This is a genomic window from Methanofollis formosanus (assembly GCF_019633745.1).
GTDB classification, from domain to species: Archaea; Halobacteriota; Methanomicrobia; order Methanomicrobiales; family Methanofollaceae; genus Methanofollis; species Methanofollis formosanus.
In genome coordinates this window covers 2,687,001-2,700,312 of sequence record NZ_CP037968.1, presented here as the reverse complement: position 1 = coordinate 2,700,312, position 13,312 = coordinate 2,687,001, and the positions used below count along the sequence as shown (strand labels likewise).

The 13,312-nt window shown below is 61.7% G+C and carries 9 protein-coding genes; 1 reads left to right on the top strand and 8 read right to left on the bottom strand.

The window, feature by feature from the left end:
• Positions 1-17 precede the first annotated feature (17 nt).
• The 8 genes from cas3 to E2N92_RS12305 all read right to left on the bottom strand — a co-directional run bounded on the left by cas3 (position 18) and on the right by E2N92_RS12305 (position 11,856).
• Complete coding sequence (cas3, locus tag E2N92_RS12340) at positions 18-2,687, bottom strand: CRISPR-associated helicase Cas3' (RefSeq protein WP_220681447.1); 2,670 nt, start codon at positions 2,685-2,687, stop codon at positions 18-20.
• Between the two features lie 287 nt (positions 2,688-2,974).
• Positions 2,975-3,223: a ribbon-helix-helix protein, CopG family gene (locus E2N92_RS12335; RefSeq protein WP_220681446.1), complete on the bottom strand. Its 249-nt coding sequence runs from the start codon at positions 3,221-3,223 to the stop codon at positions 2,975-2,977.
• Between the two features lie 528 nt (positions 3,224-3,751).
• Positions 3,752-5,212, bottom strand: a complete 1,461-nt coding sequence (locus tag E2N92_RS12330) for an ATP-binding protein (RefSeq protein WP_220681445.1) — start codon at positions 5,210-5,212, stop codon at positions 3,752-3,754.
• Between the two features lie 387 nt (positions 5,213-5,599).
• Complete coding sequence (locus E2N92_RS12325) at positions 5,600-5,776, bottom strand: ribbon-helix-helix protein, CopG family (protein WP_220681444.1); 177 nt, start codon at positions 5,774-5,776, stop codon at positions 5,600-5,602.
• Between the two features lie 406 nt (positions 5,777-6,182).
• Entirely contained in the window at positions 6,183-6,872 is a 690-nt protein-coding gene (locus E2N92_RS13635) for a DUF1016 N-terminal domain-containing protein (protein ID WP_246589220.1), read from the bottom strand.
• A 201-nt stretch (positions 6,873-7,073) separates the two neighbouring features.
• The gene (locus E2N92_RS12315; protein WP_220681443.1) at positions 7,074-7,319 is read right to left on the bottom strand and encodes a ribbon-helix-helix protein, CopG family; all 246 of its coding nucleotides are present in this window, start codon (positions 7,317-7,319) and stop codon (positions 7,074-7,076) included.
• Between the two features lie 149 nt (positions 7,320-7,468).
• Positions 7,469-8,551, bottom strand: coding sequence for a hypothetical protein (locus E2N92_RS12310; protein ID WP_220681442.1), 1,083 nt, complete (start codon positions 8,549-8,551; stop codon positions 7,469-7,471).
• Between the two features lie 5 nt (positions 8,552-8,556).
• Complete coding sequence (locus E2N92_RS12305; RefSeq protein WP_220681441.1) at positions 8,557-11,856, bottom strand: hypothetical protein; 3,300 nt, start codon at positions 11,854-11,856, stop codon at positions 8,557-8,559.
• A 261-nt stretch (positions 11,857-12,117) separates the two neighbouring features.
• Between E2N92_RS12305 and E2N92_RS12300 the strand changes: the two genes are divergently transcribed.
• Entirely contained in the window at positions 12,118-13,305 is a 1,188-nt protein-coding gene (locus E2N92_RS12300; protein ID WP_220681440.1) for an ATP-grasp domain-containing protein, read from the top strand.
• The last annotated feature ends 7 nt before the right edge of the window (positions 13,306-13,312 follow it).

Sequence of the window (13,312 nt, the reverse complement as noted above, 5' to 3'; positions counted from 1 at the left end):
CCATATATATTTGCCGATCATTGAAGATCTCTCATCAGTCCGATCGTCGGACTGTACCTCAATAAGATTTCTTTCTCCGAACAATCTCGTGCAGATCCCTCCCACACCTCGCCGACGGGGCGGAGCGGGACGATCACGACATACCTCCCCGCATCGACCATCCGGGCGCGGGCTCTCTCCACCGCCTCAGCCAACGGGGAGGCAAACTCCGCTTTCTTCGCAGCATACTTCTCCCTCACGCTCACCTGGCTGAGGTCCCAGGCGGCCCTGCGGTCGGAAACCTCTGCCCAGGGCAGAACCTGCTCGCCGTCCCACCGGGCAAGCCGCAGGGTGACCGTCGGTTCGCCGAGGCGAGTCGGCGTCCGGGCATCGCTCTCCCACAGCCCTTCGGTCACCGTATATCCTTTCTTCAACCGCAGAGCATTCTCTGCCGCGAACGAGGCATCGGCACGCTCCTCGCCCCGCACCTGTGCGGCCGCCATCCTGAACCCTTCGGGGATTGCATCCTCGCTCTTCGGCCCGAACACCTCTTCCACAAGGGCCCTGGCATCACGGGGGACGACGATCTCACCCGTCTCCACAAGTATCCGGGCGGTCAACCAGAGGCGGGCATGATCCGGATACACCCATGCACCCCGCGGGAAGAGAGCGGAGTACCATCCCTCCCCCGGATCGTCAATGACTACCGGAGAGAGAACGATGAGACGAGCCTCCCCGCGAGGGCCGCGAGCGTGACGGTGAACCCGGCCGGCCCGCTGCACCAGGCGGTCCACCGGGGCGAGGTCACTCACCATCAGGTCGAAGTCAAGGTCCAGAGACTGCTCAACCACCTGCGTCGCAACGAGGATCTGCCCGGCCCGGATCGCAGGGGTGCTGTCCTTCCCGAAGATCTCGGTCACCGTCTTCTCGATCATAAGACGATCGACAAGGGCGAACCTGGCATGGAACAGACGAACCGTGCCCGCCGGCAGCGCGTCTTTCAACCGCAGATAAGTTTCCACCGCGTCGTCGACCGTATTCCTGACCCAGCATGCACACCCGCCTGACCGGGCGGTTTCGATCAGTGCCGCTTCCGCCTCGGTCTCGGACGAGATGAGGCTGACTGCAACACGTTTCTCCTTCGCGTCGGTGAAAGACTGTTCATGCGGGGGTCTGGCCGAGGAGAGGTGAGTGAGCAGCGGGTAGGCGCTCGAAGTGAGGGCAGGCGCCTGCCACCCGGCCCCGCGTGCGAAACTCCGGGCCAGGTCCTCCCGCTGCTGCCGGGTCATCGTGGCCGAGAGCAGGATTGCACTCCCACCGGAGGCGGCATGGAACTCAAGAAGCCTCTGCAACAGTTTATGCATATAAGAGTCACAGGCATGCACCTCGTCCACGACCAGGATGTTCCTGGCCAGGCCGAACAACCTGAGCGACTGGTGCCGCACCGGGAGGATGGAGAGGAGGGCCTGATCGATGGTCCCGACGCCGACCTGGGCGAGCAGGGCCTTTTTTCTATTGTCGGAGAGCCACGTTTTCCCGGGTTGTTCAGATCCGGTCCCGTCGTTGAGGAATGTCTGCATGACCCCATAGAGGTGGCTGGCGGAATGGGCCAGGATACAGGAATAGTTCTTGTCCTCGAAGAGAATGTCGGAAGTTTTTTGGATCCTGGCGTACATCGCGTTTGCGGTCGCCATCGTCGGGAGGGCGAAATACATTCCTTCTCCATCACCCCTGGCCATCAGGCGATGGGCAAGGGTGACGGCGGCCTCGGTCTTCCCGCTGCCGGTGATGTCCTCGATGAAAAAGAGGTGGGGGCCGGCATCGAGAGGACAGGCGGCACAGTAGCGCTGGAGATCGGTGGGGGCAGATTCTGGAAAGATGCCGGGAAAGAGTCTTTCAAGCCCCTGGTCCCCGGACGGTCTGGCCGGCATGACACCCTTTTCCCGCACTGCTCGGCCTGCTGTTCTCAGTGCCGTCTCCCAGTACTTGGGGAGAGGCATCGGTTCCTGACAGAACCGGAAGTACTCCCGGTCGGATCCGATCCAGTCGCAGAGAACACAGAACCCGGCAAAAAGGTACGAAAACGGTTTCACCCGCTGGAACAGTTCCTCTTCGGGTTGAAAGGGCACGGCACCCCCGCTGAAGAAGAGGGCGGCGGCATCCTGAACAAACTCTTCTGCCGCCTCGATATCTGCCGGCAGGAACAGGCGCCTGATCGGGCCGACGTCCTCCGGCGGGGTGCCGTGGTGGCCGCAGACGGCCTTGATAAGCGGGAAGAGGAGATCCTGCCAGTCGTCGCTGTCGAACTCCCCGTCCAATGGGATCAGATCGTGCTGAACTGCGTCGTCCCAGAGGCGGGCTTTCCAGAGGGCGAACCCCACGTCGCTATGGTAGCCGTTGATGCACTCCCCCTGGACACCCTGGAGGCGCCATGTTGCGGTAGAGTCTGACAACTGAAACGCAGGCGTTGAAAATTTCCCGATGTCGTGGGTGGCGAGCAGAAAACAGACGAGCGGAGTAATCTGGTGTTCGGGGATCTGGAGAAGGCGGGCCATGCGCTCACGAAGAAGGGTGTCGGCGTTGAGAAGTACTGAACCGACCGCGGCCACGTCGAGGGCATGATAGGGCAGGAGATGGACGGCGTCCGGATCGTTTTCCGTCCGACTCTTGCCCCAGTATCGGAAATACAGGGGGAAGGAGGAATCCATTGGGTATCATCTCGTGGGGAAGAGGGCAGGCATCAGACGGGATACAGAACAATTTATTTTTGTGCCGTGATGGCGCCCGAATTATTCGTCTGCGTTTTATGAAATAAATGTTTAGGGTGCAGGGCGAAAGTAATGGCTTAAGAGCAATTATCGCTCCCTTCAAAGATGTATGAGAGCGTTCATCCTCTTCGAGCACTGCATCTTGCAGTCAGGACACGATCGCCGGATAGAGATACTAAAAAAAGTTGATGAAAAACGAATCTGACATTTAAAAAAAATCGATCCCTTCACACCCCCCTCTTCAACCGCCCAACCTCCTCCACCAGCTTCCCCTGCTCCGCCGCCATCCTCGAAACCTCCCGCTCGAGTTCCCCACACCGGATCTTCCACTCCTCCGCCTGCACCCGCTCGCCGGCCAACCGCTCCTCCGCGACCATCTCCAGCCACGCCGAGCGAGACGCGACGCCATCCCGCGCCACCGCTTCGTCGACCTTCGCCACCAGACTGTCGTCCATCGAAACCGAAAACACTGTCATCACGATCCGTCATCGACCCCTGCGACGATAAGAATCTCCGTCATTCGGGCATGTTGAAGAGGCGCGATCGAGGAGAGCGAGCGTGAACCGTCGGTGAAGAACCATAAGGCCCCATCAAGGAGTTGCAGGCGCACCCGGCGGTCACATAATCCCGGGAGCCATTTTTGATGGGACATGAGGATTCTGTAAGCAGGTACATGCTCGTTGAACAGATCCGTTTACCATGATGATTCAAATGAGATTCACCCGGCATATCTCCAGGCATTCACGGCCAGTTACATGCCGGTTACATGCCGATTCAACTGAAATCTACCCTGATAATCCCGGACCCGGTTCAATTACGAGTTTTTCAGGTGCAGGGTTTTCGCCTCTGTTTACGATGGTGTACATATCTTCCGGGGTTTCACCGGCCCCATGCCGGGGAAATCTTAGAAAAGAGTGCACGTGGTTATGCCCTGTAAATAACGGCAAAGGTTGATATTCTCAGGCCAGCACCAGACGACCCGCGTACCAGGGACGCTTCACCCCTCATGCCCAGTACGGAACATATTTTCTGTTCCTGTTGGACCGTGTCTCAGGGTCATGCAACCGCACGAGACCCGCCTCAATCGTATCGCTGATAATACGCGAAGCCATCGGGTAGTTCTGATCATCGATACCCAGTCGCTTTCTCAGCGTTGCATTCGTCATGAAATCCCTGCAGACATACCGGAGACAGGCATGCTGATAGCACGCTCTCACCCTGTCCTCCCGTCCCATCTCGCTGTAACTCTGATGCGCAAAGAACGTGACCCTCATAAAATCTTCATCTTCCTGAAAATCCGGTGCAGGCAACTGATACGCTTCAATGCACCCGATGGCGCGGTCAATCCCGCTTCCCCGCTCCTCGCAGATGTTCATCCTGCGCATCACGGACGCAAGGACTTCGTTGCGTGAGCGGGGAGGATGATCGATGAACCGCTTCGGATCGATCAGAGGTTTTCCCGGGTTTGAGATCTCCATCCTGTCCTCGAAGATCTCAACCATCGGGCCCGCCCCTGAGATCGAAAAATCCTGGTGTATGAGGGCATTTGCGATGAACTCGCGGATTGCGACCTTCGGATACATCTTCTCCTCGACCCTCAACGCACCTTCAATAATTTCATTCGAAGGTAACTGATCGCAGATCCAGTCGATCACGGATTCAAAGGAGACAGCGTATCCTTCTCGCGGGGTGTGCTCTTTTTTCGCGTGTACCCGACCTTTCCCATCATAAATGATAATTCGCAGCGATTTTTTGCGAAGGGACGGAAAATCGTTGAGGTCACGCGCAAAAAGAAGTGCACCGAGGTTCGTGATCCTGAAGGCGGGCCCGTCCTTCCGGATCATTCCCTCGTCCTCAAACCGTTCCAGAATCCCCGACTTGTTTTCAGGCAGCGGCATTTCGAGAAGATGGAAAAACGATGGGTAATCAAGACGGTCAAGCACGTGATCGCCGATCAATCCCGAAGAGGCATACCCTTCTTCAAATTTGATCGGATGCGTTTGAGCCCATAATTTGCGTTCCACCTCCGGGTGGTCGGAGAGTTTCTTTTTATATGACCCCACCCGGATATACTCGACCCCATCGAATCTGACCGGACGTTCGTATGCGGCATCGATCCGAAGGACGACAACAGGTTTTCCTCTGCATGATATCTCATAAAACGAAAAATCGACATGAGGATCAAGTAAACGTTTCAACCACGGCTCAAGATCTTCATTCCCCCGCCCTTTCTCTGTATGAGGAGAATATGTCGTGCCGAGAACCTCGTGAGTGTCGTCATCGATTCCAAAAATCAGATATCCATAGTCGACCTGATGCAGAAGGGCCGCATTGCTCAACGCGGAGATATATTCTCCAATGAGGTGGGGTTCGTGGTTGTTCAGTTTGAACTCAAACCATTCTCTTTCCCGGGGGTACTGACAGAATTCGTCGATCAGATCGCATAATTTTCCTTTATCTTTCATGATGTGCCAGCCCTCAAAGAATGATCAGACTCCACGCCGCACCGCCCTGTCAGGAGAAGACTGAAGATGGAGTGTTTTTTACCGTCCGAACAGGAGTATCTGCTTTCAATCCGGTGGACGAGCACGATTCTCGACCTGCCGGCGATACCACGTGCACACCCACGCATGAAATGGCAGAGCGTTTGCCCCGCCGGCCCTCCGATCTGTCAGACGTTTCATCTTTCGGCGAAGGATCGCAGGGAGACCGGTTCATGTCTTTCTTTTGTAAGGGACCAGATATGTTTTTCCAGGGGCCCGGGGCACGGGCCGGGCGCGATCACGAGACCCCTTTCCCATATTCCACGCCCGCACCACTCCGCCCGACACATCTCCGGAAAAAAGAGAGAATCAGATCGCCGCATCCCTGAGGTGAGCCACCTCCTCCACCAACTTCCCCTGCTCCGCCGCGACCCTCCCCAGCCACGCCGAGCGGGAGGCAGCGCCCTCCCGCGCCACCGCGTCGTCGACCCTCGCCACCAGATTGTCGTCCATCGAGACTGAAACGCTGTCATAACGATCCATCATCGACCCCTGCGACGATAACGGTCTCCATCATTCGGGGAACCGGGAGCCCCTGCGTCGCGATTGCGGCGCCCCTAAGGACGAAGGAGACGGCACGCCCCGGGGTGCCGGGACGAGGACGGCACCACCGTCAGGGAGAACGATTTCAGTCGTCCTCGTGAGGAACCGCATCCTCCTGCGTCATGGGATCCGGATCTCCAAGTATTCCCCAATCCCAATAATAAAATCAATTCATAATCGTTTTTTGTGCAATTCAAGACAAAACATTTGAGACCATTTCCCGAGTCTTCCCCAATCCCCCCCAATTCTCAATATAAGATATCAATTCAAAACCGTTTTTTATGCAATTCAAGGCAAAATATTTGATATCATTCCCCCAATCTTCCCCAATCCGATCCCCAATCATACCTCATCTTGAGAGGTGGAGGTGAGCACCCACTTTGCAGCCTTTGTCTTCCCGACAGTCATGATCGTTCCCTCCTTGCGCATCTCCTTCAGGAGAGACTTGATGAACTGGCGCTTTTGCTCCTCGTTCAACACATCGGAAATCAAAAATATAGGGATCTTTCATGGTCTGGAGGGCGAGGTCGGACTGCTCCGCCGGGAGAGTCTCCGAAAAATTCGTCACCGCCCTTCCTTCCCGTTCAATAAGCCCGCGCTCGATCTGGTGGACGAGCACGTTCCGCGACCACCCGTTCGCAATCGTCCTCCTGATATACCATTCACGCTGTACCGGATCCTTCACCTTGTCGAGCAGCGTGACCGTATGATACCACGTAATGTGTGCAAGCACCTCCTGCACAAATACCTCGTCCGGATACGCTCGTGCAAAAGAACGCATATATTTCAGGTTCCGGGGAGAAAATCCTTTCATATCGGGAAACTCTCTCTTGAGATCGGCAGAGAGCCGGTCGATCACCTTCGCCCCCCAGCCCTCCCGCTCCTGCCTCTGCACGATCTCTTTCCCGATCTGCCAGTAGAGCAGGATCAGTTCCCGGTTCGCCGACAGAACCGCACGGGTCTGAGCTTCACGGATCCGCACCTTCAGACCTGCGAGAAACACAGGGTAATCTTCAGGGAGTACCTCATTCTGACTCATACCTGGTCCACCACACATTTCTCCAGCCCTCCGACCCGGCAGACATCGCACCCTTCAACGAAGATCCGTAGGAAGACCGACTCATTTCGTTCTTTTGTGAGGGTGGCCTGATACGTTTTTCCAGACATGGGTCGGGACACATCGGGAGGCAGGCCGGGCGGGATCACGAGACCCCCTCTCCAGAAAAAAGAGAAAATGAGATCACGCACCCCTGAGGCGCCCAACCTCCTCCACCAACTTCCCCTGCTCCGCCGCAAGCCGCGAAACCTCCCGCTCGAGTTCCCGGCACCTGATCGTCCACTCCTCCGCCTGCGCCCGCTCGTCGGCCAACCGCTCTGCCGCGACCATCTCCAGCCACGCCGAGCGGGAGGCAGCGCCCTCCCGCGCCACCGCGTCGTCGACCCTCGCCACCAGACTGTCGTCCATCGAAACCGAAAACACTGTCATAACGATCCATCATCGACCCCTGCGACGATAAGGATCTCCATCATTGCGCAAGTCGGAGGGGCGCGATCAGGGAGAGCGAGCGCAAAGCGTCGGTGAAGAACCGTCAGGGCCCCGCCCATCCCCGTCGCAAAAAAAAAAAAAAAAAAGAATTATTTTAGGAGCCTTCTCAGAGCGACGAAGATGATACACACCGCCGTCACGAGCGCGAAGGCGTCGGCGCCAGGCAGCCACCCCGGCGGCTCCTCCTTCTCAGGGGCCGGCACCGCAGCGCCCGGCGCCGGCGGCAGGGTCTCGGCCCCGGTGACGGCCGCGTCCAGGGCCGCCGCGGTCACGGTCGGCGTCGGCGCCGCCTCCGCAAAGACCGCGAAGAGGGTGAAATGTGAGACCTTCGCCGTGAGCGTGCGGGTCGAGGCGTGGACCGTCGTCTCGAGCGCCACCCACCCGCCGGCCTGCCCGTCGTACCACCTGACCACAAACGCCTCGCCTGCAGCAAGACGCTCCCACTCCGCCGGGGTGAGCGTGATCCTCACCTCGACCGCCGGGTCGAAGGTCGCCCCCGCCGGTTCGCACCGCAGGCCACGGCCGAAGAGGGCGGCCCCGTCGGCGGCGGCCGGGAGGTCGTCGGGCGCGACGCCCCGCACCGTCACCCTCTCGAGGGGCCGGCCGAAACGGTCCAGCGCCCTGACCCCCTCGTCGACGACGAGGCTGGCGTTCTTCTCCGCGGTCGAGACCACGGTCCTGAACCTCGCCGCCCCGTCGGTCTCGAGGTCGAGGAAGGCGTGCCCGGTGTACTCCATCACCGGGGCGGACGGCTGGACCGGAGGTGCGGGCGTATGGCCGCCGCCACCGCCGCCGGACGGCCGCGAGGAACTGCCGCTCTTCACCGTCAGGTCCAGGGCGAGGGCGGCGCCCGGCGTATAGACCGCCGTCTCCTCCGCCTTCTTGCCGTCGACAGAGAAGACGATTGTTTTATCGGCATCCCCCTCCTCGCCGGCGACGACCAGCCGGGTGTCGAAGAGGCCGGCCCCGCCAAAGGTTCCGGCCTCGGCCAGGGTGAACGACCCGCAGGTACGCTCGCCGATCGCGGCGGCGATGACCGTCCCAGCGGGCGCCGGTTTGCCGTCGAGCGTGACCGTGCCCGAGACCTCCATCGGGAGGAGGGGCACGGCCAGCACAGCGCCGACCAGGGCGAGGAGCAGGAGCGGGGCAAGGCCCCGGAAAGTCCGTCCCATCGCGATCACACCGCCAGGCCGCAGAGCGTGCCGGGTTCGGTCATATACAGCCAGTAGCCCTGCTGCGGGTACACCAGCCTGCTGTCGGCATACGCCCCGCTCCCGCCGCTGACGATCGCCGTCTCAAAGGTCTGCCGCCCGGCATCGAACCCGATGAGAGTCGTCCACTTCCCGTTCACCGAGAGGAGGGCGTCCCGCGCCGACGCCGGGCCGACGACGTACGACCCGCCGCCACCGCCACCGCCCCCGGCGGCCGCGACCGCCCGCTCGGGCGGCGCCGCGGCGACCCCGACGGCGTTCCATCCCGGGGAGAGATCGCGCGCGGCCGGTTGGACCGGGAGGGCGGTCGAGAAGGTGAGCGGGACCGTCGTCGACCGGTTCGCAAAGATCCAGAACCCTTCCAGCGGGGCGATCCGGTCGGCCGCCTTCAGGGCCACCCACGCGCCGTTCGCCGTGTCGTACCGGAAGACCGAGTGGCTCGCGGTGTCCACCGCCGCGAAGACCGCCGCCGTGTCGTTCCCGGCGGCAAGGGCCGTCGGGACCGAGACGAAGTTCCAGCCGGGGGCGAGGGCGATCACGTCCAGGGATCCCGGCGGCACGCCTGCGGGCCCGAGCGTCCGGTTGAGCATGAACGCACTGCCCGGCACCGGGGTGCCGTCCTGGTCCAGCTCGACGATCGTCAGGAAGGTCGCCACCCCGCCCGCGGGGAGGGACGGTGACGGGTCCTGGAGATAACACCTGGCCCCGAGGTCCACCTGCACATCCTTCTGGGCGGGATAGGCCAGGTCCCACCCGTTGATCGTCACGGTCCGGCCGCCGTCTCGAGCGGTCGCCGCATGGCCGTCCACCAGAATGCTGTACCTCACCGTCGGCCATCCCCCTCCCGACGATTCGATCTGCAGGTCGTGCTCGGCCGGGAACGCCGAGCCGTCCCGGTCTTTCGGGACGAGCGTCATGAGGGTGACGAACTCCCGGGAACCAGGCGGTTCGGCAAGAGCGGGGTGCACGAAGGCATACCCGACACCATAATGCCCGGCCGCCGGGTACACCCTCGCCGGGCCGCCATAGAGGGTGAAGGTCAGCGTGTCATGCAGCGTCCGGTCCGGGGCGTAGACCGTGGTCGTGTAGTTTCCTTCTTCGAGGGCCGAGAGGTCCACCTCGAAGTCCCACACAAAGCCGTCCGGCGGGACAGCCCTGACCGCAGCCGTCCCCGAGGCAAGAACCGTCGTCGTGTTGTACGGCGTCACCGTCCAGGTGAGCAGCGTCCCGGTGGGGAGCGTGGAGTGCCCGCCGAGCCGGAGCGTGCCGTCGACGATCCGGTCCCGCGTGGAGGGCCGGTCGAAGGCGAGGTCCCTGAACGCCTCCACCTCGAAGGAGAGCCTGGCCGCGGCGTCGTCGCAGGAGGCGATGGCGTCGGCGACCGCCCGGGCCGCGTCCCCGGGCGAGAGGGCGCCGAGGTCGGTGACCGTGCCGCTGGCGTCGACGAACCGCGTGTCGAAGGCGTTCTCCGGGTGGAGGGGCCGCACGTCAAACACCCCGTCTTCCATCGGGTGCTGGACGATGACATAGTGGTCCCCTGAAAGGTTGACGGTCTCCTCCGGACTCAGGGTGTACCGCCACCCGGCGTAACTCTGCTCTCTGACGGTCTCCATGACCAGACAGTGCTCGCCGAAGATCCAGACCTGCACCCCGGGCGGGTTCCCGGTCGTCCTCGCGTCGATGGAGAGAGCGTCGCCCTGTCGAATGACGGTCCGGCTGACCGAGGCCGAGACCGAGGGGGGAGAGAACGCAAGGCTCGTGGTCCCGTACGTGACGCCCTCCAGGTTCGTCGCATTCACACACCCGTGCTCGTTCGCAGCGACACCGACGGCGTAGACCGTGTAGGTGCCGGGGTCGCAGGTGCCGGCGAGGGCCGAGGTGTCCCAGAGGTGCTTCCAGGTGCCGTCGACGCCGACGGAGCACCGGGAAAAGAGGCCTGCCGATACCGGCCTCGTCGGGTCGGTGAGCAGGACGCCGTCGGGGTGGAGGCCCGGGCCGGTCATGAAGAGGGAGACCTCGTCGCTGTCGGTGTTGGTGCCGGAGAGCCAGACGATCTCGCCGAAGGCGAAGGTGCCCGTGCCCCCGGCGACGACGGTGACCTCGCCCTCGTCGACCCGCACCGTCACCTCGTCGACGAGGGTGGCGTCGGCCGGGTCGACGACCTTGATGGTGTAGGCCCGCGCCTCGGTGAACCAGGAGGTCGCGATCTCGAAGGACCGGGAGCAGGAGGTGGAGGTGGCGACCAGGGCCGCCGTGCCGTTGACGGTGGCGCCGTCGGGGTCCTGTGCACGTTCGTCGTTGGCAAGGGCGTCGGCACCGGCATCGGCGCCGCCGGCAAAGGGCGTCCCGTCCAGGGGGGTCACGCCCGTCTGGCCGGGCTTGAGGGTCGGGTACCGCTCGGCGGGGATGCCGGCGTCTTTGATGTACAGATAGTAGGTCTTCTTGGCGTCGCCGTAGATCGTCGCGGTAAAGACGTGGCGTCTGACAAGAGAGTCCATGTTGGTCTCGATGGAGAGATAGGTGTCGGAGATAGCGAACTGGACTTCGTCGGAACCCCGGGCATAGTCGTCAAAGCTCTCCGGGCTGTCCCAGACGGCCCGGACGGTGTAGGTGCCGGGTTCGAGGTCCCTGAGGTCGACGTCCTGCCCGACAAAGACCGTCGTGGCGGTGAGGTCCTGGCCGGCGAGGTTCACGTCGCCGATCCGGTGGACGAGGGCGCCGCTCGGGGTCCGCAGTTCGATCCTGGCCTGGGCGCATCGGTCGCCGTCCCGGTAACTCGACCCGACCTTGCCCGATAGGATCTTGAAGGCGATCCTGGTGCTCGGGGTCACGGTCTTGCCGACGACCGAGGCGGCGTGGTAATCGGCAAGGACGATGTCGAGCGTGAGCCGGGGTTCGCGGAGGTAGACCTTGCACTCTGTGGTGTACGTCGGGGTCTCGGCGAAATAGGTGCCGAAATCGTCGGCATCGTAGGGATACGACGCCAGGTCCACTCTGGTCGTGAGCACGCCGTCCTGCTTGACCAGTTCAAAAACGTTCATCTCGCCTTTCTCGGGGTCGTCGTCGACGTACCTGGTCAGACGCGTGAGTTCTTCCCCGGTCGCCTCGAACACCGTCTGGTTGAGGGCGGAGAAGTCGAGGGTGCGTGAGTCTTCATATGCAAAGACGCTGTCGCCGGCCGCGATCTCGCGGGCCGTGCCCGGCCCTGCCAGCAGACAGAGGCCGAGGATGAAGAGCATCAAATATGCCGTTCGCTCGAATGCCATGGTTCAGTCCTCATGGTGGTTCTGGACACGTTCTGGAGGGACTGAATCGTCACAGAAAAGATCTGTGGGTTTTTTTTCAAAAGATTGAATCCTTGACGGTTTCGAAAGGGGGGGTCTGTCCTCCGGTGTCTGAAATGCTATCATGCGGCGCTTCCGATAAATGTGCCGATAGTATCTGCCGGCACCGTCGCCCCCTCCCCCCGCACCTTCATCCCCTCTCCCCCCTCATACCTGATCAAAACCCCCGGAGCCCGACAGACCATGATCATCCTTGAAGAACCCTATGTCTCCCGCCTCCTCATCGAGACCGTCGCCGCGATGCACCTGCCCGTCCTCGAGAACCCGACCTCAAAAAATCTGGACCTTCCCGACGGAACCGTCCTCCTCTCAGACGACGCCTTCGTCGCCAGGGTGCGGGAGGAGACGAAGACGGGCGGGTACCGGCTCTACACCAACTCGGAACAGTCCATCGCCTGGATCGCAGAGCATCTTGGATTCACCGGCCTCCCGGCCCGGATCGACCGCTGCAAAGACAAGGTGAAGTTCAGAGAGATGCTCCGCCCCCTCTACCCGGATTTTTTCTACCGCGAAGTACCGGCCGACCGACTGGACGACCTGGACGTTTCCGCACTCCCGAAACCCTTCGTCATCAAACCCGCGGTCGGGTTCTTCAGCGCCGGCGTCTACACCGTCGCGACCGACGCCGACTGGGCTTCGGTGCTCGCCTCGCTCACGCACGAGATCGACGAGATCAGGGCGCACTATCCGCCGGAAGTCTGCGATTCGGGGCGGTTCATCATCGAGGAGCAGATCGACGGCACCGAACTCGCCGTGGACGCCTACTATACCTCAGACGGTACGCCGGTGGTCCTGGACATCCTCAGGCACGACTTCTCCGCGGCCGACGACGTGGACGACAAAGTTTACGTCACCTCGGCGGCGGTCGTCAGGGAATACCTCGGACCCGTCCTCAGACTGCTCAAAGAGATCAACACCCTCGCCGACCTCACCACCTTCCCGTTCCATATCGAACTCAGGGTCGGCGACGACGGCGTCATGGTCCCGATCGAACTCAACCCGCTCAGGTTCGCCGGGTGGTGCACGACCGACATCGCGCTGCACGCCTACGGGATCAACGTCTACCGCTGCTTCTTCGAAGAGCGTGTCCCCGACTGGGACACTATCCTCCGCGAAGACGCGGGCGGGAACTACTCCCTGCTGGTCGTGAAACGCCCCGACGGGATCGACCCGGACGAGATCGAGGGGTTCGATGCCGACCGGTTCCTCGCGACCTTTACCCGCCCCCTCGAGTGGCGCCCTATCGACTTCCGCAGGTATCCGGTCTTCGGCTTCCTCTTCACCGAGACCGACGAGCACACCCGCGACGAGATCGACAGGTTCCTCCGGTCCGACCAGACGGAATTCGTCATGCTCCGGGCGGACCGGTGAGCCGCGG

Coding starts and splice junctions, on each gene's coding strand:
- cas3 (WP_220681447.1), bottom strand. CDS start 2,687: ATGGATTCCTCCTTCCCCCTGTATTTCCGATACTGGGGCAAGAGTCGG.
- E2N92_RS12335 (WP_220681446.1), bottom strand. CDS start 3,223: ATGACAGTGTTTTCGGTTTCGATGGACGACAGTCTGGTGGCGAAGGTC.
- E2N92_RS12330 (WP_220681445.1), bottom strand. CDS start 5,212: ATGAAAGATAAAGGAAAATTATGCGATCTGATCGACGAATTCTGTCAG.
- E2N92_RS12325 (WP_220681444.1), bottom strand. CDS start 5,776: ATGATGGATCGTTATGACAGCGTTTCAGTCTCGATGGACGACAATCTG.
- E2N92_RS13635 (WP_246589220.1), bottom strand. CDS start 6,872: ATGAGTCAGAATGAGGTACTCCCTGAAGATTACCCTGTGTTTCTCGCA.
- E2N92_RS12315 (WP_220681443.1), bottom strand. CDS start 7,319: ATGACAGTGTTTTCGGTTTCGATGGACGACAGTCTGGTGGCGAGGGTC.
- E2N92_RS12310 (WP_220681442.1), bottom strand. CDS start 8,551: ATGGGACGGACTTTCCGGGGCCTTGCCCCGCTCCTGCTCCTCGCCCTG.
- E2N92_RS12305 (WP_220681441.1), bottom strand. CDS start 11,856: ATGGCATTCGAGCGAACGGCATATTTGATGCTCTTCATCCTCGGCCTC.
- E2N92_RS12300 (WP_220681440.1), top strand. CDS start 12,118: ATGATCATCCTTGAAGAACCCTATGTCTCCCGCCTCCTCATCGAGACC.